The sequence below is a fragment of the Actinomadura coerulea genome, from assembly GCF_014208105.1.
Classification (GTDB): Bacteria; Actinomycetota; Actinomycetes; order Streptosporangiales; family Streptosporangiaceae; genus Spirillospora; species Spirillospora coerulea.
In genome coordinates this window covers 1414558-1437199 of sequence record NZ_JACHMQ010000001.1, presented here as the reverse complement: position 1 = coordinate 1437199, position 22642 = coordinate 1414558, and the positions used below count along the sequence as shown (strand labels likewise).

Sequence of the window (22642 nt, the reverse complement as noted above, 5' to 3'; positions counted from 1 at the left end):
TTCGCGTGCGTGCCCCTACTTGGTGGCGCCGCTGGTCACCCGGTAGACGTCGTAGACGCCGTCGATGGAGCGGACGGCCTTCAGGACGTGCCCGAGATGCTTCGGGTCGCCCATCTCGAAGGTGAAGCGGCTGACGGCGACGCGGTCGCGGGTCGTGGTGACCGACGCCGACAGGATGTTGACGTGCTGGTCGGACAGGACGCGGGTCACGTCCGACAGCAGGCGGGGACGGTCGAGCGCCTCCACCTGGATCGCGACGAGGAAGACCGAGTCCTCGCCCGGGGACCACTTGACGTCGATCAGGCGGTCGGGCTGCGACCTCAGGCTCTCGACGTTGGCGCAGTCGGAGCGGTGGACGGAGACGCCGTGGCCGCGGGTCACGAAGCCGACGATGTCGTCGCCGGGCACCGGGGTGCAGCAGCGCGACAGCCGGACCCACACGTCGGGGTCGTCGGCGACGACGACGCCCGGGTCGCCGGCGGGGCGGCTGCGCTTGCGGCGCGTCGGCAGCGCGATCTCGGCGAGGTCCTCCTCGGCGCTCTCCACACCGCCGAGGGCGTCCACGAGGCGCTGCACGACGTGCTGCGCGGAGACCTGGCTCTCGCCCACCGCCGCGTACAGGGACGACACGTCCGGGTAGCGCATGTCACGGGCGAGGGCGAGGAGGGCCTCGCCGGACATCATCCGCTGCAGCGGCATGTTCTGCTTGCGCATCGCGCGGGCGATGGCGTCCTTGCCGGACTCGATCGCGGTGTCGCGGCGCTCCTTGGAGAACCAGTGCTTGATCTTGTTGCGGGCGCGGGCGCTCTTGACGAAGCCGAGCCAGTCGCGGCTCGGGCCCGCGTCCTGCGACTTGGAGGTGAAGACCTCGACAGTGTCGCCGTTGTCGAGGGTCGATTCGAGGGGGACGAGGCGCCCGTTGACGCGGGCGCCGATACATCGGTGCCCGACCTCGGTGTGGATCGCGTACGCGAAGTCGACGGGCGTGGCGCCCTGCGGCAGCGCGATCACGTCGCCCTTCGGCGTGAACACGAACACCTCGGAGACCGACAGGTCGAAGCGCAGCGACTCCAGGAACTCGGCCGGGTCGGCGGTCTCCTTCTGCCAGTCGAGGAGCTGGCGCAGCCACTGCATGTCGCCGGCCTTGCGGCCGCCGACCGTCTCCTCCTTGTACTTCCAGTGCGCGGCGACGCCGTACTCGGCGCGGCGGTGCATGCCCCAGGTGCGGATCTGCAGCTCGACGGGCTTGCCCTCCGGGCCGATCACCGTCGTGTGCAGCGACTGGTACATGTTGAACTTCGGCATCGCGATGTAGTCCTTGAACCGGCCGGGGACCGGGTTCCATCGCGCGTGGATCGAGCCGAGGGCGGCGTAGCAGTCGCGGACGCTGTCGACGAGGACCCGGATGCCGACCAGGTCGTAGATGTCGTCGAAGCTGACGTCCCGCGCGATCATCTTCTGGTAGATCGAGTAGTAGTGCTTGGGCCGGCCCGTCACGGTGGCCTTGATCCGGGCCTCGCGCAGGTCGGTGGAGACGTTCTCGATCACTTCCTGCAGGTAGACGTCGCGGCGCGGGGCGCGCTCGGACACCAGGCGGGCGATCTCGTCGAACCGCTTGGGGTACAGCGTGGCGAACGCGAGGTCCTCCAGCTCCCACTTCAGCGTGTTCATCCCGAGGCGGTGCGCGAGCGGCGCGAACACCTCCAGGGTCTCGCGGGCCTTCTTCTCCTGCTTGTGCCGCGGCATGTAGCGCAGCGTGCGCATGTTGTGCAGCCGGTCACCGAGCTTGATCACCAGGACGCGGATGTCGCGGGACATGGCCACGACCATCTTGCGGACGGTCTCGGCCTCCGCGGCCTCCCCGTACTTGACCTTGTCGAGCTTGGTGACTCCGTCGACCAGGGCGGCGATCTCGTCGCCGAACTCGGCGCTCAGCTGGTCGAGGGTGTAGGGGGTGTCCTCGACGGTGTCGTGCAGCAGCGCGGCGCAGAGCGTCTCGGTGTTCATGCCGAGCTCGGCGAGGATCGTGGCGACCGCGAGCGGATGGGTGATGTACGGGTCGCCGCTCTTGCGCTTCTGGTGCCGGTGGTAGTGCGCGGCCACGTCGTAGGCGCGCTCGATGAGCCGGAGGTCCGCCTTGGGATGCGTGTTGCGGACCGTCTTGATCAGTGGTTCGAGTACCGGGTTCATAGCGGGACCGCGCTGGGCGCCCAGCCTGGCGAGCCTGCGGCGCACCCGGGCGGCGGACGGCGGAATCGTGGCCTGCGTGGGCCTGGACGGGGCGGCGGACCCGGACGCGTCATCGTCGTCCGGGGCGCCGGGGCCTGGGTCTGGGGCTGGGGGAACATCGGATCCCGACGAGGGCTGGGCGGGCGGGGCGGACGCGGGCGTCCGCACGGCGGGCTCGTCGGGCTCGGGCGGCCGGACGTCGGGCGGTGGAGGCGCGCGCCGTTCCTCGGCGGCGGTGTTCACCGCGTCGGTCGATACCACCTCACCTGGCACCCAGCCTCCCTAGTCCACCCGGGCGCCGCACCGCTCGTTCGCGCGGGCCGCGCCCGTTCCCGCCGGACCCTGATGGCGTCAGTGTATCCGGCCCTATTTCGTACTAGACCGTAACCAGGGAGTGAACGTCCAGATTCCCCAGCTTGTCGCGTCCGTGCAGGAACGACAGCTCAAGGAGGACCGACAGCCCGACGACTTCTCCGCCGCCCCGCCGGACGAGTTCGGCGGCGGCCCTGGCCGTGCCCCCGGTGGCCAGGACGTCGTCGACGATCAGTACCCGGTCGCCGGGGTCGAAGGCGTCGAGGTGGATCTCGATCGTCTCGCTCCCGTACTCGAGATCATAGGTCTCCGCGTCCGTCGCCGAGGGCAGTTTCCCCTTCTTGCGCACCGGGACGAAGCCCGCCCCGAAGTGGTAGGCGACGGGCGCGGCGAGGATGAACCCGCGGGCCTCGATACCGACGATCTTGTCGATGGTGCCGCGGCCGTGGTGGTTCACCACGGCGTCGACCACCCCGGCGAACGCCACATGGTCGGCCAGCAGGGGGGTGATGTCCTTGAACATCACCCCCTGCTTGGGATAGTCGGGGATGTCGCGGATCCGCTCCTGGATCAGCTTGCCGAGGTCCACTGCGTCCCCGCCCTACTTGCCGCCGCGGCGCTGCTGCCGCGACCCGCGCTTCGGCTGCTGCCGCGACCCGCTCTGCACGACCTTCCGCACGGTGACCGTGCTGCGGATCTCGGGGGTGCCCTGCTGGTCTCCGCCGCCGTCGTCGTCGGACGGGCCGTTCTCCCCCGCGCTGGGCGAGGAGGCGCCGGCCCCGGCGCTGACCTTGGCCTTCGACGTCCGCTTGGAGCTCTGCTCGCGCCGGGCGATGTTCTGCCGGATCTGCTTGTACTTCGGCTCGCGCTCCTTGAACTGGACGAGCAGCGGCGTCGCCACGCAGATCGAGGAGTACGTTCCGACGATCATGCCGACGAACAGGGCCAGCGACAGGTCCTTCAGCGTGCCGGCGCCGAACAGCGTCGTGCCGATGAACAGGATCGCGCCGACGGGCAGGATCGCCACCAGCGAGGTGTTCAGCGACCGGACCAGCGTGCTGCTGAGCGCCTGGTTGGCCGCCTCGCTGTAGGTCGTCCTGGAGGTCGGGCCGAGCGGCTTGGTGACCTCCTTGATCATGTCGAAGACGACGACCGCGTCGTACAGCGAGTAGCCGAGGATCGTCAGGAAGCCGAGCAGCGTGGCCGGGGTCACCTCGAAGCCGGACCAGGCGTAGATGCCCGCCGTGATCACCAGGTCGTGGACGAGCGCCACGACCGCGGCCACGGCCATCCGCCACTCGAACGCCACCGACAGGTAGGCGATGATCAGGACCATGAAGACCAGCAGCGCCTGCCAGGCCTTCTTCTGGATCTCACCGCCCCACGAGGCGCCGACGACCTGCGTGCTGACCTTGTCGGCGGGGACGGTCAGCTCTTTGGAGACGCTCGTCTTGACCTCGGTGACCTGGTCGGAGGACAGGCTCTCGGTCGTGACCCGCCAGTCGCCGCCCGCCTTCTGCACGATCACCTGGTGGGCGCCGCCGTCGGTGACGGCGCCGCGCACCTGCTCGATCGAGGCGCTCGGCGCCTTGAAGGTGAAGACGGAGCCGCCCTTGAACTCCACGCCGAAGTTCAGGCCCTGCACCAGCAGGCCCGCGATCGACAGCGCCAGCAGCAGCCCGGAGATCGTGTACCAGATCTTCGGCCGGCCGACGATGTCCGCGCTGATCTCGCCCCGGTAGATCCGGGAGATGGCCGCACGCGTTCCCATGCTCAGGCCTCCTGGCTCGTCGTGCGGGCGGCTGGGGCGGAGGTGTCCTGCGGCTTGTGCAGGCGCCTCGGATCGAGTCCGGACATCGGATGCCCGCGTCCGAAGAAGCTCGTGCGCGCCAGCAGCGCGACCATCGGCTTGGTGAAGAAGAACACCACGACGACGTCGATGAGCGTGGTGAGGCCCATCGCGAACGCGAACCCGGCCACGCCGCCGACCGCGAGGAAGTACAGCACCAGCGCCGCGAGGAAGGTGACGGCGTCGGCGACGAGGATCGTGCGCCGCGCCCGCTTCCAGGCGTTCTCCACCGACGAGCGCAGCTTGCGCCCGGCCCGCAGCTCGTCCCTCAGCCGCTCGAAGTAGACGATGAACGAGTCGGCGGTGATGCCGATGGACACGATCAGGCCGATGATGTGCGGCAGGGAGAGCCGGAAGCCCATCCCCTCACCGAGGATCACCACCGCCTCGTAGGTGATGACCGACGCCACGACCAGGCTGGTGACCGCCACCACGCCGAGGCCCCGGTAGTAGAACAGGCAGTAGAGCACCACCAGGCCGAGCCCGATCGCGCCGGCGATCAGCCCGCCGGTCAGCTGGTCGGAGCCCAGCGTGGACGACACCTCGTCGATGGAGCTCTGCTTGAACTCCAGCGGCAGCGCCCCGTACTTGAGCACGTTGGCGAGGTCGGTGGCGTACTGCTCGTTGAAGCTGTCGGGCGGACCGTCGATGCTGGCGGTGCCGCCGGTGATGGCGCCCTCGCGGATGCTGGGCGCGGAGACGACCTGGCCGTCCAGCACGATCGCGACCTGCGCCTGCGGGGAGGACGGGTTCTGCTGGTAGGCCTGGGACGCGGCGGTGGTGACCTCGCCGAACTGGCGGGCGCCCGTGCCGTTGAACTTCAGCGAGACCGACCAGCTGGCCTGGCCCTGCTGCGCGTTCGGCGGCATCGCGCTCGCCGAGGAGACGCTCTCGCCCAGGACCCGGACCGGGCCGAGGATGTACTTGGCGGCCTGGCCGCTCTCCTCGTCCTGGTCGCAGGCGGCGACGAACTTGCGGTTCGGGTCGTTGGACCCCGGGGCCCGCCGGTCGCCGCCGTAGCAGTTCAGCGCCTCGAACTGGCTGATCACGGCCTTGTCGGTGACGCCCGGGTACTCCTGCGTGGGAGCCGTGGGCCGGCCGGACGGCTGGCCCAGCGGCGACGACGCCGACGGCGCGGCGGACGGCGCGGCCGACCCGGACGGCTTGGGCGTCGGGGCCGTCATCGCCCCCGACAGGGCCCTGCCGCGCGGAGTTGACGACGCCGACGGCGACGCGCCCCCCGAGGGGGAGGCCGACGCGGACGGCGACGGGCTCTTGCTCCCGTCCTTCTTCTCCCCCGCGCTCTTCGACGGGCTGGGGGACGGGGCGGGCGCCGCCCCGGTCGACGGCTTCCCGTCGGCCACCGCGAACACCTGGCGGAACTGCAGCTTGGCCGTCGTCCCGATCAGGTTGACGACGCGGCCCTGCCCCTCACCGGGGACGTTCACCACGATGTTGTTGCTGCCCTGCTTGGCGACCTCGGCGTCGGACACCCCCAGACCATTGACGCGCTTCGTCATGATCTTGACGGCCTGGTCCATCTGGTTCGCCGGGGGGTTCTTGCCGTTCACGGTCTTGGCCGTGAGCGTCACGGTCGTCCCGCCGGCGAGGTCCAGGCCCAGCTTGGGCTTCGTCTGCCCCTGCCAGACCGCCAGACCGGCCATGACCACCATGATCGCGAAGAGCGCGAGGAGCGTGCGCCCGGGCTTGGGAGCATTCTTGGGCGGAGCCACTTGTCGTCGTACTTCCCGTCGTAATCGTCGCCGTGAGAGGGGTCAGGCGGGCTTGTCGCCCGCCTCGACCTTCGCCTTCCCCTTCGGCTTGGACTCGGGCTCGCCGTCCTCGCCCGCGGTGTCCGCGGCCTCGTCGTCGCCGTCCTTGGACAGGTCGACCTCGGAGCCGTCCTTGGACAGGTCGACCTCGGAGCCGTCCTTGGACAGGTCGACGCGGTCGCCGTCCTCCTCCTCGGCGGGCTCGTCGTCGCCGTCGTGCTCGTCGTCGAGCTCCTCGGGCTCGTCGTCCTTGAGGACCTGCATCACGGCCTGCTTGACGAACCGGACCTCGACGCCGTCGGCGATCTCCAGAACGATGCCGTCGTCGTCGACCGACACGACGGTCGCGCGGATGCCGCTGGTCGTGAGGACGCGAGCGCCCGGTTCCATGGCGTTCTGCATCTGCATCTGCTCTTTCCGGCGCCTGCTCTGCGGCCGGATCAGCAGGAAGTAGAAGACCAGTGGCACGGCGAGGAGCAGGAGCAGGTTGAAAGCCCCGCTACCGCCGGAGTTCGCCGCGAGAATCATGTCGCTGCCCATTACTGGGGCATCCTTCCGATGTCGATTGCCCAGCCTGTGACCAGACCGGTCACGTGCAACGGGACCGCCGGCTGGAGACGGTGAACCAAGTCCCGGAGTCTAGAGAGTACGCGAGACCCCGGCAACGAGGCGACGATCGGTGACGCCGGGAAGTTCCCAACCCGTTATCAGATGATCACTATTCCGTCCGGCCGGCGTCCCTGTCCAGGTCGAACAGGGTGCCCGCCATCGGCGCCGTCGGCGGCTGGGGAAGCCCCAGGTGCGCCCACGCCGCCGCGGTGGCGACCCTTCCGCGCGGGGTCCTGGCGAGCAGCCCCTGCCGGACGAGGAACGGCTCCGCGACGACCTCGACGGTCTCGGGCTCCTCCCCCACTGACACGGCCAGCGTCGACAGGCCCACCGGCCCGCCGCCGAACTTGCGCATCAGCGACTCCAGGACGGAACGGTCGAGCCGGTCAAGGCCCCGTTCGTCCACCTCGTACAACGCCAGGGCCGCGCGGGCCGATTCCCGCGTGACCACGCCGTCGGCGCGGACCTCGGCATAGTCGCGGACGCGGCGCAGCAGCCGGTTGGCGATGCGGGGCGTGCCGCGCGAGCGCCCGGCGACCTCGGCGGCGGCGTCATCGGCGATCTCCACGTCCAGCAGCCGGGCCGACCGGCGGACGATGATCTCCAGCTCGGCGGGCTCGTAGAAGTCCATGTGCGCGACGAAGCCGAACCGGTCGCGCAGCGGGCCGGGCAGCATGCCCGCCCGCGTCGTGGCCCCCACCAGCGTGAAAGGCGCGATGTCGAGCGGGATCGCCGTCGCCCCGGGGCCCTTGCCCACGACGACGTCGACGCGGAAGTCCTCCATCGCCATGTAGAGCATCTCCTCGGCGGGCCGCGCCAGCCGGTGGATCTCGTCCAGGAACAGCACCTCGCCCTCGGCGAGGGTCGACAGCACGGCCGCGAGGTCGCCGGCCCGCTCGATCGCCGGACCCGAGGAGATCCGCAGCGGCTGCCCCAGCTCCGTGGCGATGATCATGGCGAGGGTGGTCTTGCCGAGCCCGGGCCCGCCCGAGAGCAGCACGTGGTCGGGGGTCCGGCCGCGCCCCAGTGCGCCGTGCAGCACCAGCGAGAGCTGCTCGCGGACCCGCTCCTGCCCGACGAAGTCGTCCAGCTTCTTCGGCCGCAGCGCGGCCTCGATCTGCTGCTCCTCGACCCCGTCGGCGTCCGCCGACACCAGCCGCCCTGTCTCGTCGGGCCCGCTCATCCCCGCTCCCCGCGCCTCCCCGGGATCCATCACTGCTTGCTCAGCTTCTTCAGAGCCGACCTCAGCAGGGCCGCGACCGGGGGCGTCTCGCCGCCGTCGAGCTCGGCCGCGACCGCGTCCACGGCGGAGTCGGCGTCCTTGGCCGACCAGCCGAGGTTGACCAGGCCCATCTGCACCTGCTGGCGCCACGGCTCGGCGCGCGCGGGCGCGCGCAGGTCGCCGCCGTCGTCGCCGACCGGGCCGCCGAGGCGGTCCCGCAGTTCCAGGACGATGCGCTGCGCGCCCTTCTTGCCGATGCCGGGCACCTTGGTGAGCGCCGTCACGTCCTCGGTGGACACGGCGCGGCGCAGCGCGTTCGGCGAGTGGACCGCCAGCATCGCCAGGGCGAGGCGGGGCCCGACGCCGCTGGCGGTCTGGAGCAGCTCGAAGACGGTGCGCTCGTCGTCGTCGGCGAAGCCGAACAGCGTGAGGGAGTCCTCGCGGACGACGAGGGAGGTCGGCACCCGCGCCTGCTCCCCGACCCGCAGGCCGGCCAGCGTGGCGGGGCTGCACTGCAGCGAGAGGCCGACGCCGTGCACGTCGATCACCGCCCCGTCGGGACCGGCCGCGGCCACCCGGCCGCTGACGAAGGCGATCACTGGACGTTTCCTCCTCTGCTCCGGGCGGCGAGCCGCTCCCGTTCGGCCCTGGCCGCCTCCTCGACGCGCGACACCTGCGCGTGCGCGAGCCGCCGCTGCGCTCCCCCACGCCAGACGTGGCAGATCGCCAGGGCGAGCGCGTCCGCGGCGTCCGCCGGCTTCGGCGCCGTCTCCAGGGACAGCAGCCGGGTCACCATCCTGGTCACCTGCGCCTTGTCGGCGCGGCCGTTCCCGGTGACGGCGGCCTTGGCCTCACTGGGCGTGTGCAGCGCGACGGGCAGGCCCCGCCGGGCGGCCAGCAGCATGGCGATCCCGGCGGCCTGGGCCGTGCCCATCACGGTCCGCACGTTGTGCTGGGAGAACACGCGCTCGACGGCGACGGCGTCGGGGCGCAGCTCGTCCATGACGGCCGCGATGCCCGTCTCGACGCCCAGCAGGCGCAGGGCATGGTCCTCGTCGGGGGCGGTCCGCACGACCGACACGTGCACCAGGTGCAGCCGCTTCCCCGGGGCGCCCTCGACGACCCCGACCCCGCACCGGGTGAGCCCGGGGTCCACCCCCATCACCCGCACGGCCGCTCCTTCGATCATCTGTTCGGCCGCCAACGCTATCAATCCGCGCGGCCGGTCAGAAGTAATCCAGTGAGAACGGCGTGGCCGCGAAGGCGGCCCCGAGCGCCTCCGCGTCGCCGCCCTCCAGCAGCCCGGCGCGGCGCAGGGTCGGCACCGGGATCCCGCAGTAGAGGGCCGACAGGCCGCGCGGTCCGAGGCGCACGGCGCCGGAGCCGGCGGCGGAGCGCTCCAGCCGTCCCCGTCCGTCCTCGATCTCCAGGCGCCAGTGGCCCGAGTTGGCCGGACGCTGGGGATCGTCTATCTCCAGCGGCACGCCGGCGGCCACCCCGGCCGGGTAGCCGCGCGCCGCGATCGCCGCGGGCGCGTCGACCACCCGCAGCATCCACTGGGAGCGGTGGACGGCCTCGCGCTCGCGCTCGCGCGGCAGCCACAGCACCGGGTCCATCGGCGACACGCAGGCCCGCACCGACTCGGCGGTGGACGAACCGGACCCGACGATGGCCCACAGGGCCCTCAGCGTCCTCTCGGACGAGGCGACGAGTCGCGAGACCTCCAGCCCGGCGTTGCCCTCCGCCCAGCGGTAGGAGAGGAACCCGTCCTCGGCCAGGTAGTGGTAGGCGTCCGGGTCGTCCAGAAGCACGCGCCACCTCGCCTCGGGCCAGCCGACCGGGCCGGAGTCGAGCGCGGTCCGGTGCGTGCCGCCGACCACGGCGGCCACCTCCGCGGCGTCGCCGGGCCCGGCCCTGCGGACGGGGACCCGCTCGGCCGCGATCGTGCGCAGGGCCTCGGTGGACAGGTCGACGTGGTGCCAGCCCCCCGCGTGCTCCCAGCCGAGCGACCGGTAGAGCCGCGTCGTGGCCGGATAGAGCATGGCGAGCGGGTGGCCGAGATCGGCGCACCGCTCCAGCAGGTCCGACATCAGGCGTCGGCCGAGCCCCCGGCCGCGCTCCTCGGGGGCCACCGTGATCGCGCTGACGCCGGCCGCCGGGACCGCCCGCCCGTGCCACCACTGCGTCATGTCGAGCAGGGCCCCCGTGGCGACGACCGCGCCGCCGTCGAGGCCGGCGAACTGCCTCCCCGCCTCCGCCGACTGCCGGACCAGGCGGGACCGCCGCGCCCACACCTCGTCGGGCAGCGGCCCGAAGGCGCGGGCCCGGATGTCGCGGACGGTGTCCGCCTCGTCAGGTGCGAGAGCGCGAATCTCCATGATCCAGACCGTATGCGACGGCGCCGACGGGAACGCCGCCGCACCCGGGCGGGCGGCGGCGGCGTTCGCGGTGCGACGGCGCGTCAGGCGTCGATGGAGGCCATGACCTCGTCGCTCACGTCGAAGTTGGCGTAGACCTCCTGGACGTCGTCGGAGTCCTCCAGGGCGTCCAGCAGCCGGAACACCTTCTTGGCGTTGTCCTCGTCGAGCGGGACGGTGACGCTCGGCAGGAACTTGCTCTCCGCCGACTCGTAGTCGATCCCGGCGTCCACCAGCGCCGAGCGGACCGCGACCAGGTCGCCGGCCTCGCTCACGACCTCGAAGTTCTCCTCGTCGAGGTCGTTGACCTCCTCGGCTCCGGCGTCCAGGACGGCCATCATCACGTCGTCCTCGCTGGTGCCCGCCTTGGGGACGATCACGACGCCCTTGCGGTTGAACATGTAGGAGACCGAGCCCGGGTCGGCGAGGGAGCCGCCGTTGCGGGTCAGGGCGACCCGGACCTCGGAGGCGGCCCGGTTGCGGTTGTCGGTCAGGCACTCGATGAGCACGGCGACACCGCCCGGGGCGTAGCCCTCGTAGGTGATGTTCTGCCAGTCGGCGCCCCCGGCCTCCTCACCGGCGCCCCGCTTGCGGGCGCGCTCGATGTTGTCGTTCGGGACCGAGTTCTTCTTCGCCTTGTAGATGGCGTCGTAGAGGGTGGGGTTCGCGTCGGGGTCGCCGCCGCCCGTGCGGGCCGCCACCTCGATGTTCTTGATCAGCTTGGCGAAGAGCTTGCCCCGCTTGGCGTCGAGGGCCGCCTTCTTGTGCTTGGTCGTCGCCCATTTGGAATGGCCGGACATCTGTCAATCCTCCTCTGTCGTCCGGCGCACCAGATCGGCGAAGTAGTGGTGCACGCGGAAATCGCCTGTCAACTCCGGATGGAACGCGGTCGCCATGAGGCGCCCCTGGCGGACGGCGACGATCCTACCGGCGTTCGGCCCGCTCTCCGCGCGTCCGAGGATCTCGACGGCGTCGCCGACGGACTCCACCCAGGGTGCGCGGATGAAAACGGCGTGGTACGGCGTGTCACCCATACCGGTCAGCGGGACGGCGGCCTCGAACGAGTCGACCTGCCGGCCGAACGCGTTGCGCCGCACGGTCATGTCGATCCCGCCGACGGTCTCCTGGCCCGCCGCGCCGCCGCGGATCCGGTCCGCGAGCATGATCATGCCCGCGCAGGAGCCGTAGGCGGGCATGCCCGCCTCGATGCGCTTGCGCAGCGGTTCGAGCAGCTCGAACGAGCGCGCCAGCCGCCACATGGTGGTGGACTCCCCGCCGGGCAGGACCAGCCCGTCGACCCGTTCCAGTTCGTCGGGGCGGCGCACCTTCACGGTGCGCGCCCCGGCCTCCTCCAACGCGCGCGCATGCTCGCGCACGTCGCCCTGCAGGGCGAGGACACCGATCGTGGGCACAGCAGTCACGTGGAAACCTTCCGGGGGCACAGGAGACGTCTCAACCCTAGACGCTCCTTACAACGCCCCACGACCTGGCTGATCTTCCCAGACCCCGCCGCGCTCGGGGCGGGGTGAGAGTCAGGCATGCCGGAAACGGCGGACCGGGAGTTCCAGGGGGAGGAAGCCGTCCTTGCCCCGGTCGGCGATGCCGCGGCCGAACATGTACTCCTCGGCGAGGGCGAGGCCGAACTCCTCCGGGTCGAACGGGAGCGGCACGTCCGGGGCGCCCGCGTCTACGGCGCGCCAGAAGGGCCGCTCGGCGGCCAGCCGCTCGCCCTGGTCGACGACCACGCCGTCCTCGGCGGTGACGTACACGTCGCGGAGCAGCACGCCCGCCTCGTACCAGCGGAACCAGCAGCTGCGGATCACGTTGTGCAGGACGAGGACGCCGCAGCGGGAGCCTGGGAGCGCCGCCGCGGCGGTGTCGGCGATGCGGCGGGCGTCGTCGTCAAGGCAGAACAGCCGCCGATCGCACAGCAGCAGCGCCCGCTCGAAGGCGCCGACGAACAGCTCGTCGTCGTAGGGCCAGAGCGCGAAGTCCAGGACCGTGTCGCCGGTCTCGGTGAGGGTGGCCGCCGGATAGAGGCGGCGCGCGATCTTCGCGGCGGCGTCCGGATCGGGCACCAGGCCCGGCCGGAACACCTCGGCGGGTTCACCCGCGCTCGCGCATGCCAGCGCGACCGACCAAGCCATGCTCTTCCCTCCCGCGGCCGGGCGCCGGCCAGGGCTCGCCCCTCCGGCCGCGCCGTCAGCGTAAACCCTTTCGGCGGCCCGTGTGGAGGGGGTACCCGCCGATCCGCCCGGCCACCCGGGCCGGGCGGACGCACCCGTGCTACCAGCCGCGGCCGGCGAACTTCTGGTCCTCGCCGAGGGAGGCGGCGCTGATGCCGACCATGGCCTCGCCGAGGCCGCGGGACACCTTGGCGATCACGTCGGGGTCGTCGTGGAAGGTGGTGGCCTTCACGATCGCCTCGGCGCGCTGGGCCGGATTCCCGGACTTGAAGATCCCGGAGCCGACGAAGACGCCCTCGGCGCCGAGCTGCATCATCATCGCGGCGTCGGCGGGGGTCGCGATGCCGCCCGCGGTGAACAGCACGACGGGCAGCTTGCCCGCCCGCGCGACCTCCTTGACCAGCTCGTAGGGGGCCTGGAGCTCCTTGGCCGCGACGTAGAGCTCGTCCTCGGGCAGGTTCTGCAGGCGGCGGATCTCCTGCCGGATCTTGCGCATGTGCGTGGTGGCGTTGGAGACGTCGCCGGTGCCGGCCTCGCCCTTGGAGCGGATCATCGCCGCGCCCTCGGTGATGCGGCGCAGCGCCTCGCCCAGGCTGGTGGCCCCGCAGACGAACGGGACGGTGAACGCCCACTTGTCGATGTGGTTGTCGTAGTCGGCGGGCGTGAGCACCTCGGACTCGTCGATGTAGTCGACGCCGAGGGCCTGCAGCACCTGCGCCTCGACGAAGTGGCCGATGCGGGCCTTGGCCATGACGGGGATGGAGACCGCGGCGATGATCCCGTCGATCATGTCGGGGTCGCTCATCCGGGAGATGCCGCCCTCGGCGCGGATGTCGGCGGGCACCCGCTCCAGGGCCATGACGGCGACCGCGCCCGCGTCTTCGGCGATCTTCGCCTGCTCGGGCGTGACGACGTCCATGATCACGCCGCCCTTGAGCATCTCCGCCATGCCGCGCTTGACGCGGGCTGTCCCGGTCTCGGGCGCGGCGTTGTCAGGGGCGGGAGTGGAAGTGGACACGGGCATTCCTCACGTGGACGGACGACAGGTCTTATCCCATGATATTGCCTGCTCGTACGACCTCTCGACCCGGCAGAGTGTCAGCAGGGGGCGCCGGCCGCTTACGGAGTGACGGGCGCGGCCCGCCGGGCGCGCCCGTCTAGGGGGTGTAGGGCTTTCCGTCGTTGACGAGCACGACCCAGACCTGGCCGCGGGCGAAGTTCATCGGCTTGCCGTCGGCGGTGGTGTAGGCGGTGCCGCCGCTCTCGGAGGGGCGCGACCACTTGGCGCTGTAGGCCTTGCCGTCGCGCAGGACGACCGCGCGCCCGGTGCCGGTGGTGTGGATCAGCGGGGTGTAGCTGCCGAGGAAGTCGTGGAACTTCGAGCGGGTCGTCTTGGCGTACTGGACGACGACGGTCCGGCCCCCGAGGATCCCGCCCTCGGCGGCGCGGTCGGGGCTGCCGCCCCAGCTGGCGAGCCACCGCTTCTGCTTGGCCGACCACGTGAACCCCATGGTGGCGGCGGGCCACCGGGCGGTGAACGACCGGATGGGCTTGCCGCCCTCGGGGGCGTCCCCGAAGCGGAATCCGATGTCGCGCGGCTTCGCGGCCTTGGGCGCCCGCTTCAGCAGACTCCTGGGATCGGCGTAGAGGTTGTAGGGGATGCGCCTGTCGCCGGAGCGGAAGTACGCGGCGCCCGCGCTCTCCTGGGAGATGTCGTACACCGGCGCCTTGCGGATGTACTTCTTCATCTTGCTCTGGACGCCGGAGAACGCGAAGGCGGGGCGGCCGAACTGCGGAAGGATGTGCAGGTCGGAGATGCGGGCGCTGCGGACGGGCCCGACCTTCTTCGGCAGCCTGGAGGAGTAGACCGCCATCAGCCGGGTCTCGCCGCCCTCGACCTGCTCGACGTAGACGATGTCGGCGGCCGAGACGCCGCTCTGCGGGAGCGCGGGCCGGGTGTTCTCGATCTTGACCGCGAGGACGGGGTTGGCCAGGCCCTTGGCGCCGCCGGTGAACGGATGCGTCGCGGGGGTCGGCGTCACGCCGGCCTGGGGCGCGTCCGTGCCGCGCGACGGCGGCGGCGCCGGCTTCGCGCCGTCCGAGCCCGAGCAGGCCGACAGCGCGGCGCCGAGAACGACGACGCCCATCCCCGCGGCCGCGCGCCCCCGGACGGTGGTGTCCCAGACAGATCGCACGATCTACCCCTCCTTTGGACGATCTGCCCGAGGGTAGCGAACGCGGTCCGGTGCGCTCGCCCGCCCGGTGGTACGGCCGCGCGGGACTCCGCGGATCGACGCGGACGCGGCCGATCGCGGCCGTCAGATCCCGGGCGGGTCGTCGTCGATCTCGAAGAAGTCCGGGAGCGGGGCCCTCCCGGCGAGCGGGAGCACGCGGATGAGCAGCTTGCGGCGCGCGATCCGGGCCTGGGAGACGGCGTCGTTGTAGAAGCGGCGGGCGTAGGCGACCTTCGCGGCGGCGGAGGACAGCTCCTCCAGGACCGCCCTGCCGTCGCCGTCGCCGCGGGCGTCGAGCGCGTCGACGAACCCGGGCTGGTCGACGGCGGCGCGCAGCGCCCGCGACAGGTCGCTCTCCGCGAACTCGCGGCCCTCGGCGTCGGCGGTGCGGGCCTCGTGGGCAGCGGTGGCCAGCACCAGGCTCGTGGCCGGGTCCAGGAACCGGGACGCGGCCAGCTCCAGCGTGGCGGCGGCCCGCCTGACGAGCGCGGCGTCGAGCGCGGCGCGGGCGGTCTCGACCCGCACGTGCAGCCGGTCGAGCCGGGTGGCGCGCCACGACACGTACACCGCGATCAGGAAGACGATGGCGACCCAGAACAGGACGTCGATGACCCAGTCGTAGGACATGCCGCCCCTACGCCCCGAGCCCGGACTCGACCACGCGGGCGCGGCCGCCGGTGACGGTCTCGTACACCCGCAGCACGTCGCGGGCCACCGACGACCAGTCGTAGGTCCGCACGGCCGCGCGCGCCTCCGCCGACAGCTGCTTGCGGCGGGGCGGGTCGTCGAGCAGGTCCCCGGCCGCCGCGGCGAGCGCCTCGTGGTCGCCGACCGGGAACAGCACCCCGGCCCGGCCGCCGCGCAGGACGCGGTCGAACGCCTCGATGCCGCTGGCGATGATGGGCGCGCCCGCCGCCATGGCCTCGGCGAGGACGATGCCGAAGCTCTCGCCGCCGAGGTTGGGCGCGACGAACACGTCCACCGAGTGGTAGGCGCGGACCTTGTCGGCCTCGCTCACCAGGCCGAGCACCACGACGCGGTCGCGGAGGTCGGCCGGGACCCGGGCCAGCACGTCGCCGGCGTCACCGGGCCCGGCGAGCAGCAGCCGCAGCCCGGGGCGCGCCCGGCCGAGGATCTCGAAGGCGCGCAGCAGCACCTGCAGGCCCTTGCGCGGCTCGTCCATCCGGCCGAGGAAGCCGAGCGCTCCGCCGTCGCCGCCCCCGGGCGGCGCGTCCGTGCGGCCGCGCCAGCCGGGCAGCGGCTCCGCCATCGCGTAGCGCTCGGTCGCGACGCCGTTGGGGATCAGCACGGCGTCGCCGCCGAGGTGCTCGACGAGGGTGGTGCGGGCCGCCTCCGACACCGCGATACGGCCGGTGATCTTCTCCAGGGCGCTCTGCAGGATCGGCGCGGTGGCCGACAGCGCCCGCGACCTCTCGTAGGACGCGTGGAAGGTCCCGACGATGGGCCCGTCGGCCGCCCAGCAGGCGAGCAGCCCGAGCGAGGGCGCGGCGGGCTCGTGGACGTGCAGGACGTCGAACCCGCCCTCGCGGATCCAGCGCCGGACCCGGCCGGCCGACAGGAAACCGAACGCCAGCCGCGCGACCGAGCCGTTGTAGGGGACGGGGACGGCGCGCCCGGCCGACACGACGTAGGGCGGCAGGTCGGCGTCGTCGTCGGCGGGCGTGATGACCGACACCTCGTGGCCGAGCGCGATCAGCGCCTCGGCGAGGTCGCCGATGTGCTGCTGGACGCCGCCGGGCACGTCCCAGGTGTAGGGGCAGACGAGTCCCACCTTCATCGGGCGGCCCTCATCTTCGGCCGTCCGCGAGGTCGTCCACCCAGACCTTCTGCAGCATGTGCCAGTCTTCGGGGTGGGCGGCGATGCCCTCCTCGAAGGCGCGCGCGAGGTCCTGGGTCATGGCCTGGATCTTCTCCTGTCTGGTGCCCCCGTCCGGGACGGGGATCTCCTCGTGGACCCGCGCCGCCCAGTACTCGCCCTCATACCAGAGTGTCACGGGAATGAGGGCGGCGCCCGTCTGGAGGGCCAGGGCGGCCGACACGGCGGGCATCCGGGCGGTGGCGCCGAAGAACCGGACGTCCACGCCGGTCTCGGTCAGGTCGCGGTCGACGACCAGGCACACCGGCCGCCCGGCGCGCAGCCGCTGCGCCATCCGCCCGTAGGCGGCGGCGCCCTTGTGCGCGAGCACCTCCATCCCGAGGCTCTCGCGGAACTCGACGAACCGGTCGAACAGCGACGCGGGTTCGAGCCGTTCGGCGACGGTGGTGAAGGGATGGCCGTTGTGCACCAGCCAAGCGCCGGCGTGCTCGTAGTTGCCCATATGGGGCAGCGCCAGGATGACGCCGCGCCCGGAGTCGAGGTTGGTGAAGATCTTCTTCTCGCCGGTGACCCGCATCCGGCCGAGGATCCGCGCCCGGTCGTACTCGGGCAGCCGGAAGACCTCCAGCCAGTAGCGGAAGTAGGAGCGCAGGACCTTCTTGCTGAGGATGCGGACCTCGTCGTCCACGGCGTCCTTGCCGAGGACGCGGCACAGGTTCTTCTCGAGCTGCCGGACCCCGCCGCCGTGGCGGTGCCAGGTGCGGTCGGCGAGCGCGGCGAACACCACGCGCGCCGCGCTCTCCGGCATCTTGCGGACGACCGTCCAGCCCAGGGCGTAGACGGCGTCGGTCACCTCGTCACGTAGCGACGGCGGCGCCACCGCGCGGCGGGGCGTGGTCATGGACGAGGCTCCGGCGTCTTCTCGGCCCCGTTCTGCGCGCCGTTCCCGGCCCCGGCGCCCGCGCCGGCGCTCGCCTGGGCGTACACCGCGGCGAACCGCTGCCCGACCGTGATGGTGCTCAGCACGGCGAGGCCCCACAGGGCGACGGCGAGGATGTAGGGGACGCCGAGCCCGTCGAACCCGGCCGCGACCAGGGCGACGATGAGGCGCTCGGCGCGCTCGGCGATGCCGACGTTGCAGGTGTAGCCGAGGCCCTCCGCGCGGGCCTTGGCGTAGGAGACCACGACCCCGGAGACCAGGCAGTACAGGGCGACCGCGGCGAGCGGCTCCTGGCCGGCCCGGTACAGCCCGATCATCAGCCCGGCGAAGATCGCGGCATCGGCGACGCGGTCCATGGTGGAGTCCAGGAACGCGCCGAACGCGGAGATCTTCCCGGTGACCCGGGCGACCGCGCCGTCGAGCATGTCGAACAGGACGAACGCGGTGATGACCATCGTCCCCCAGAAGAACTCCCCGCGGGGGAACAGCACGAGCGCGCCGGCGGCGACGCCGATCGTCCCGATGACGGTGATGGCGTTCGGCGAGACCCCGGTCCGCGCGACCGCCTGTCCGACGGGGGTGAGGACTCGCCCCAGCGCGGGCCTGATCTTGTTGAGCATCGACGTCCGTTCTCGTGATCATCGGGAGTCGCGGCCACCGGGAGTCTGCCTCACCGGGAGCGGCCCCGCCGCGGGCGACCGGCGCCCGCGCGGCGCGCCCATCGTAGTGCGCACGCCGCGGACGCGCGGCCGGGCGCCCGGCCCGCCGCCGCGCAGTCCGGACGGATCGCGGTTGTTTGCCGTTCACCCCTTGTGATCCCGGCCCTCACGGGAAAGGCTGTTGACACGGGTGTGACGTCGGTCACGCGCGTTGGACGAGGTCGGACGCCGCACTCGGACGTCAGGGCCGGGCCCGTGGGGCCGGGCCCCAGCCGCACGCGGGCCTCCGCGAGAGGCCCGTCCGAGGAGGTAGTCATGGCGGACAAGGGAGGCCACCCGGGAGCCCCCGGCAGGGCACCGGAGGCCGGCGGGTGCGACAGGGTGCGCAACGTCGCGCTGGTCGGCCATTCGGGGGCCGGCAAGACCACGCTCGTCGAGGCGCTGCTCGCCGCCACGGGCACGCTGCAGCGGGCGGGGAAGGTCGAGGACGGCACCACCGTCAGCGACTTCGACGACATCGAGATGCGCCAGCAGCGCTCGGTCAACCTCGCGCTCGCACCGCTGACGCACGGCGACATCAAGGTCAATCTCATCGACACCCCCGGCTACGCCGACTTCGTCGGCGACCTGCGGGCCGGGCTGCGCGCCGCCGACGCGGCACTGTTCGTGATCTCGGCGGTGGACGGCATCGACGGGCTCACCCGGATGATCTGGGAGGAGTGCGCGGCGGTGCGGATGCCCCGCGCGGTCGTCATCACCAAGATCGACCAGCAGCGCGGCGACTACGACGACGTGGTCCTGACCTGCCAGGACGTCTTCGGCGAGGGCGTCGCGCCGCTGTACTTCCCGGCCCAGGGCGACGGCGGCCTCAAGGGCCTGATCGGGCTGCTGTCGCAGCGCTGCCTCGACTACTCGACCGGGAAGCGCACCGAGTGCGACCCCGATCCCCGGTACCTGGACCAGATCTCCGAGCAGCGCGCCTCGCTCATCGAGGGGATCATCCAGGAGAGCGAGGACGAGACCCTCATGGACCGCTACCTGTCCGGCGAGGAGATCGACGTCAAGGCGCTCATCGAGGACCTGGAGACCGCGGTGGCGCGCGGCAGCTTCTACCCCGTCCTCGCGACCTCGGTGCCGCACGGCGACCACCCCGGCCCGGTCGTCGGCATGCTGGAACTCCTGGAGGTCATCACCCAGGCCTTCCCCTCCCCCCTGGAGCACGGCATCCCGCCGGTGACCCCGGTGGCGGGCGGGCCCCCGAAGGAGATCTCCTGCGATCCGGACGGGCCGCTGGTCGCCGAGGTCGTCAAGACCACGTCCGACCCCTACGTCGGGCGGATCTCGCTGGTCCGCGTCTTCTCCGGGACGCTGCGCCCCGACACGACCGTGCACGTCTCCGGGCACGGCATGGAGGACCGCGGCCACGAGGACCACGACGTCGACGAGCGCGTCGGCGCGCTCACCTCGCCGCTGGGCAAGACGCAGCGCACCGTGTCGTCGTGCGGGGCGGGCGACATCTGCGCGGTGGCCAAGCTCAGCCGCGCCGAGACCGGCGACACGCTGTCGGATCCGGGCGCTCCCATGGTGATGGCCCCCTGGTCCATGCCGGACCCGCTGCTGCCGGTCGCGATCCGCGCGAAGTCCAAGGCCGACGAGGACAAGCTGAGCCAGGCGCTCGGCCGGCTCGTCGCCGAGGACCCGACGCTGCGGCTGGAGAACAACGCCGAGACGCGCCAGCTGGTGCTGTGGTGCATGGGCGAGGCCCACGCCGACGTGCTGATCGACCGGCTGCGCGCCCGGTACGGCGTCGAGGTCGAGCGGGTGGACCTGCGCGTCCCGCTGCGGGAGACCTTCGGCGGGACGGCGAAGGGCCTCGGCCGGCACGTCAAGCAGAGCGGCGGGCACGGCCAGTACGGCATCTGCCACATCGACGTGGAGCCGCTGCCCTCCGGCGAGGGCTTCGAGTTCGTCGACAAGATCGTCGGCGGGGTCGTCCCGCGCCAGTTCATCCCGTCGGTCGAGAAGGGCGTCCGGCAGCAGATGGAGCGCGGCGTTTCGGCCGGTTACCCGATGGTCGACATCAAGGTCACGCTGCACGACGGCAAGGCGCACTCGGTCGACTCCTCCGACATGGCGTTCCAGGCCGCCGGGGCGCTCGCGCTGAAGGACGCGGCGGGCCAGGTGCCGGTCCTGCTGCTGGAGCCGGTCGACGAGGTGGAGGTGCTGATCGCCGACGAGTACGTGGGGCCGATCATGTCCGACCTCACCTCGCGGCGCGGCCGGGTGCTCGGCTCCCAGGCGGTGCCCGGCGGACGCACGATGATCAAGGCCGAGGTACCGCAGCTGGAGATCGTCCGGTACGCGATCGACCTGCGGTCGATGTCGCAGGGCACCGGCACGTTCACCCGCGGCTTCCTGCGGTACGAGCCGCTTCCGCCGCACCTCGCCGACAAGGTCGCCGCCGACGCCAAGGACGGCTGACCGCGCGCGCCCGCGGGCGGGGTCCGGCGCGGGCCGGGCCCCGCCCCGTCTCCCACCTCCGCCGCGGTGACTTCCGGCACCCGCGGACGGGACCTCGGGGGGAGCCGGGCTCATCCCGCAGGGTGACCCGCGATTCGGCCGCAGGGCCGATGATCAGGCCTGGTCCGCGGTGGCATCGTGGTCGCACAATGACAAACGTGGACGACCCCCGGCATCCGGCCGCCCCCGGACGCCGGGCGTTCATCAAGGGGTTCGGCCTGGCGGCCGCCGGAGCGGTCACGCTGGGCGCGGGGGCGGAGGCGGTCGGCGCCGTGGTCGGTTCCGGGAACCCGCCCTCGTCGGCGATGGCGGTGCCCATCGCCGGTCCGTGGCGGCCCGGGAGCGCGCACGTCGACGTGGTCTGGGGCGTCGACACCGCCCAGAAGCTCGTCGCCCTGACCTTCGACGACGGCCCGATGCCCAACTGGACGCCCATGGTGCACGACATCCTGGACGCCGAGCGGGTCAAGGCCACGTTCTTCCTCGTCGGAGAGCGGCTCGTCCGGCACGCGCGGCTCGTGCACGGGCGGATGGACCGGCACGAGGCCGGGAACCACACCTGGCAGCACAAGGACCTGTCGCGCCTGTCCGACGAGCGCGCCCTGGAGCAGCTGCGGCGCGCCCACAACGCCATCGGGCGGATCGTCGGGAAGGAGCCCCGGTTCCTGCGGCCCCCCTTCGGCCATCTGGGCGGGACCACGCTGAGCGCCGCCTGCCGGTTCGAGTACGACATCGCGCTGTGGTCGATCAAGATGCTGGAGAAGACCTACGAGGACGACCCGCCGGCGCTGGTGGACTACATCGTCGGCAACACCGGGCCCGGCACGATCCTGCTCGCCCATGACACCGGCAACCACGACCGCCTGGTCGCGCTGCGCAACCTCGCCCCCATGATCCGCGGCCTGCGCGCCAAGGGCTTCGAGTTCGTCACGATGTCGGAGCTGGTGAGCGTCTCGCAGGCCCCGCCGCGCGCGCCGGGCGACGGGGGCCTGCGGCGGGCCGTGCCCCCCGCCTAGGACGGGCGGCGCCGGTCCGCCGGCACCGCGCCGGAAGGTCAGGCGTGCGGCCAGGCGTCGGCGAGCATCTGGCGGGTGTCGCGCAGCAGCTGCGGCAGCACCTTGGTGTGCCCGACGACGGGCATGAAGTTGGTGTCGCCGCCCCAGCGCGGGACGACGTGCTGGTGCAGGTGGGCCGCGATGCCGGCGCCGGCGACGAGGCCAAGGTTCATGCCGACGTTGAAGCCCTGCGCGCCGCTCGCCTTGCGCAGCGCCGTCAGGGACCGCTGCGTGAACGTCGCCAGCTCCACGTACTCCGGCTCTTCGAGGTCGGCGTAGTCGGCGACATGCCGGTACGGGACGACCATCAGGTGCCCCGAGTTGTAGGGGTAGAGGTTCAGCACCGTGAAGACCGACTCCCCGCGGGCCACGATGAGCCCGTCCTCGTCGGTCATCTTCGGGATCTCGCAGAACGGGCAGCCGTCGCCCGAGCCCGCGCCCGTGGGCTTGTTCTCGCCCTTGATGTAGGCCATCCGGTGCGGGGTCCAGAGCCGCTGGAAGTTGTCGGGCGTGCCGGCGCCGCCCCTCTCCTCCTCGAAGCGGGGCGTGCGCTCGTTCCCGGCGCCGGCCCCGGGCGCGTCCTCGCGCCCCTGCTGCACCACGGACTCCTCCGGCTCTGCGGTCAAGGCGGCGGTCTCCTTTTGTTCACGGCCTGACCAGCAGCATAGAGAGAGACGCCCCCGGGGCTGTAGCCGGGATCCCCTAGCATGGCCCGTCGGCGGGTCTTCGGACGCGCCCGCGATCCGGTGCCTGCGTGACGTTCCGCGCGTCGCTCCGACACCATGGTCACCCGACCGAACC

General features: G+C 72.2%; 21 protein-coding genes. 2 read left to right on the top strand and 19 right to left on the bottom strand.

Annotated features, from left to right (window positions below; genetic code table 11):
* Positions 1-15: 15 nt before the first annotated feature.
* From BKA00_RS06725 to pgsA, 18 genes are all read right to left on the bottom strand, one after another.
* A complete protein-coding gene (locus tag BKA00_RS06725; RefSeq protein ID WP_185024096.1) occupies positions 16-2502 on the bottom strand; it encodes a RelA/SpoT family protein in 2487 nt (828 codons plus the stop codon).
* Positions 2503-2605: 103 nt separating this feature from the next.
* On the bottom strand, positions 2606-3130 hold the full coding sequence (locus BKA00_RS06720) for an adenine phosphoribosyltransferase (protein ID WP_185024095.1): 525 nt from the start codon (positions 3128-3130) through the stop codon (positions 2606-2608).
* Positions 3131-3142: 12 nt separating this feature from the next.
* Complete coding sequence (gene secF, locus BKA00_RS06715; protein ID WP_185024094.1) at positions 3143-4312, bottom strand: protein translocase subunit SecF; 1170 nt, start codon at positions 4310-4312, stop codon at positions 3143-3145.
* 2 nt (positions 4313-4314) lie between these two features.
* The gene (gene secD, locus BKA00_RS06710; RefSeq protein WP_338072101.1) at positions 4315-6123 is read right to left on the bottom strand and encodes a protein translocase subunit SecD; all 1809 of its coding nucleotides are present in this window, start codon (positions 6121-6123) and stop codon (positions 4315-4317) included.
* Between the two features lie 42 nt (positions 6124-6165).
* On the bottom strand, positions 6166-6702 hold the full coding sequence (gene yajC, locus BKA00_RS06705; RefSeq protein ID WP_185024093.1) for a preprotein translocase subunit YajC: 537 nt from the start codon (positions 6700-6702) through the stop codon (positions 6166-6168).
* A gap of 178 nt (positions 6703-6880) precedes the next feature.
* Entirely contained in the window at positions 6881-7954 is a 1074-nt protein-coding gene (ruvB, locus tag BKA00_RS06700; protein ID WP_185024092.1) for a Holliday junction branch migration DNA helicase RuvB, read from the bottom strand.
* A 29-nt stretch (positions 7955-7983) separates the two neighbouring features.
* Positions 7984-8592, bottom strand: coding sequence for a Holliday junction branch migration protein RuvA (gene ruvA / locus BKA00_RS06695; RefSeq protein ID WP_185024091.1), 609 nt, complete (start codon positions 8590-8592; stop codon positions 7984-7986).
* Complete coding sequence (gene ruvC / locus BKA00_RS06690; protein WP_244993772.1) at positions 8589-9182, bottom strand: crossover junction endodeoxyribonuclease RuvC; 594 nt, start codon at positions 9180-9182, stop codon at positions 8589-8591. The genes ruvA and ruvC overlap by 4 nt, the downstream gene beginning before the upstream one ends.
* 37 nt (positions 9183-9219) lie before the next feature.
* Positions 9220-10371: a GNAT family N-acetyltransferase gene (locus BKA00_RS06685; RefSeq protein WP_185024090.1), complete on the bottom strand. Its 1152-nt coding sequence runs from the start codon at positions 10369-10371 to the stop codon at positions 9220-9222.
* A gap of 83 nt (positions 10372-10454) precedes the next feature.
* A complete protein-coding gene (locus tag BKA00_RS06680) occupies positions 10455-11210 on the bottom strand; it encodes a YebC/PmpR family DNA-binding transcriptional regulator (protein WP_185024089.1) in 756 nt (251 codons plus the stop codon).
* Between the two features lie 3 nt (positions 11211-11213).
* Complete coding sequence (gene pdxT, locus BKA00_RS06675) at positions 11214-11831, bottom strand: pyridoxal 5'-phosphate synthase glutaminase subunit PdxT (RefSeq protein WP_276530161.1); 618 nt, start codon at positions 11829-11831, stop codon at positions 11214-11216.
* Positions 11832-11942: 111 nt separating this feature from the next.
* Positions 11943-12557, bottom strand: coding sequence for a DUF6928 family protein (locus BKA00_RS06670; RefSeq protein WP_185024088.1), 615 nt, complete (start codon positions 12555-12557; stop codon positions 11943-11945).
* Between the two features lie 139 nt (positions 12558-12696).
* Positions 12697-13620 carry a pyridoxal 5'-phosphate synthase lyase subunit PdxS gene (gene pdxS, locus BKA00_RS06665; RefSeq protein ID WP_185024087.1) on the bottom strand — a complete coding sequence of 308 codons (924 nt, stop codon included), beginning with the start codon at positions 13618-13620 and terminating at the stop codon, positions 12697-12699.
* Between the two features lie 133 nt (positions 13621-13753).
* On the bottom strand, positions 13754-14791 hold the full coding sequence (locus BKA00_RS06660) for a DUF3048 domain-containing protein (protein WP_230299254.1): 1038 nt from the start codon (positions 14789-14791) through the stop codon (positions 13754-13756).
* A gap of 123 nt (positions 14792-14914) precedes the next feature.
* Positions 14915-15457 carry a LemA family protein gene (locus BKA00_RS06655; RefSeq protein ID WP_185024086.1) on the bottom strand — a complete coding sequence of 181 codons (543 nt, stop codon included), beginning with the start codon at positions 15455-15457 and terminating at the stop codon, positions 14915-14917.
* A 7-nt stretch (positions 15458-15464) separates the two neighbouring features.
* Positions 15465-16628 (bottom strand): glycosyltransferase family 4 protein, encoded by a 1164-nt coding sequence (locus tag BKA00_RS06650; RefSeq protein ID WP_185024085.1) that lies wholly within the window; start codon positions 16626-16628, stop codon positions 15465-15467.
* A gap of 10 nt (positions 16629-16638) precedes the next feature.
* Entirely contained in the window at positions 16639-17568 is a 930-nt protein-coding gene (locus BKA00_RS06645) for a phosphatidylinositol mannoside acyltransferase (RefSeq protein WP_185024084.1), read from the bottom strand.
* Positions 17565-18227, bottom strand: a complete 663-nt coding sequence (gene pgsA, locus BKA00_RS06640; RefSeq protein WP_185024083.1) for a phosphatidylinositol phosphate synthase — start codon at positions 18225-18227, stop codon at positions 17565-17567. The genes BKA00_RS06645 and pgsA overlap by 4 nt, the downstream gene beginning before the upstream one ends.
* A gap of 354 nt (positions 18228-18581) precedes the next feature.
* On the opposite strand from pgsA, the gene BKA00_RS06635 reads away from it, so the two are divergent.
* Both BKA00_RS06635 and BKA00_RS06630 read left to right on the top strand, forming a co-directional pair.
* Complete coding sequence (locus BKA00_RS06635; RefSeq protein WP_185024082.1) at positions 18582-20747, top strand: elongation factor G-like protein EF-G2; 2166 nt, start codon at positions 18582-18584, stop codon at positions 20745-20747.
* Positions 20748-20944: 197 nt separating this feature from the next.
* A complete protein-coding gene (locus BKA00_RS06630; protein ID WP_185024081.1) occupies positions 20945-21802 on the top strand; it encodes a polysaccharide deacetylase family protein in 858 nt (285 codons plus the stop codon).
* A gap of 38 nt (positions 21803-21840) precedes the next feature.
* Here the strand turns inward: BKA00_RS06630 and BKA00_RS06625 are convergent, their stop codons facing one another.
* Positions 21841-22467, bottom strand: a complete 627-nt coding sequence (locus BKA00_RS06625; RefSeq protein WP_230299255.1) for an HIT family protein — start codon at positions 22465-22467, stop codon at positions 21841-21843.
* Positions 22468-22642: the final 175 nt, after the last annotated feature.

Coding starts and splice junctions, on each gene's coding strand:
- pdxS (WP_185024087.1), bottom strand. CDS start 13,620: ATGCCCGTGTCCACTTCCACTCCCGCCCCTGACAACGCCGCGCCCGAG.
- ruvB (WP_185024092.1), bottom strand. CDS start 7,954: ATGAGCGGGCCCGACGAGACAGGGCGGCTGGTGTCGGCGGACGCCGAC.
- BKA00_RS06680 (WP_185024089.1), bottom strand. CDS start 11,210: ATGTCCGGCCATTCCAAATGGGCGACGACCAAGCACAAGAAGGCGGCC.
- BKA00_RS06670 (WP_185024088.1), bottom strand. CDS start 12,557: ATGGCTTGGTCGGTCGCGCTGGCATGCGCGAGCGCGGGTGAACCCGCC.
- BKA00_RS06655 (WP_185024086.1), bottom strand. CDS start 15,457: ATGTCCTACGACTGGGTCATCGACGTCCTGTTCTGGGTCGCCATCGTC.
- BKA00_RS06645 (WP_185024084.1), bottom strand. CDS start 17,568: ATGACCACGCCCCGCCGCGCGGTGGCGCCGCCGTCGCTACGTGACGAG.
- BKA00_RS06685 (WP_185024090.1), bottom strand. CDS start 10,371: ATGGAGATTCGCGCTCTCGCACCTGACGAGGCGGACACCGTCCGCGAC.
- BKA00_RS06650 (WP_185024085.1), bottom strand. CDS start 16,628: ATGAAGGTGGGACTCGTCTGCCCCTACACCTGGGACGTGCCCGGCGGC.
- ruvC (WP_244993772.1), bottom strand. CDS start 9,182: ATGATCGAAGGAGCGGCCGTGCGGGTGATGGGGGTGGACCCCGGGCTC.
- secF (WP_185024094.1), bottom strand. CDS start 4,312: ATGGGAACGCGTGCGGCCATCTCCCGGATCTACCGGGGCGAGATCAGC.
- pgsA (WP_185024083.1), bottom strand. CDS start 18,227: ATGCTCAACAAGATCAGGCCCGCGCTGGGGCGAGTCCTCACCCCCGTC.
- yajC (WP_185024093.1), bottom strand. CDS start 6,702: ATGGGCAGCGACATGATTCTCGCGGCGAACTCCGGCGGTAGCGGGGCT.
- BKA00_RS06635 (WP_185024082.1), top strand. CDS start 18,582: ATGGCGGACAAGGGAGGCCACCCGGGAGCCCCCGGCAGGGCACCGGAG.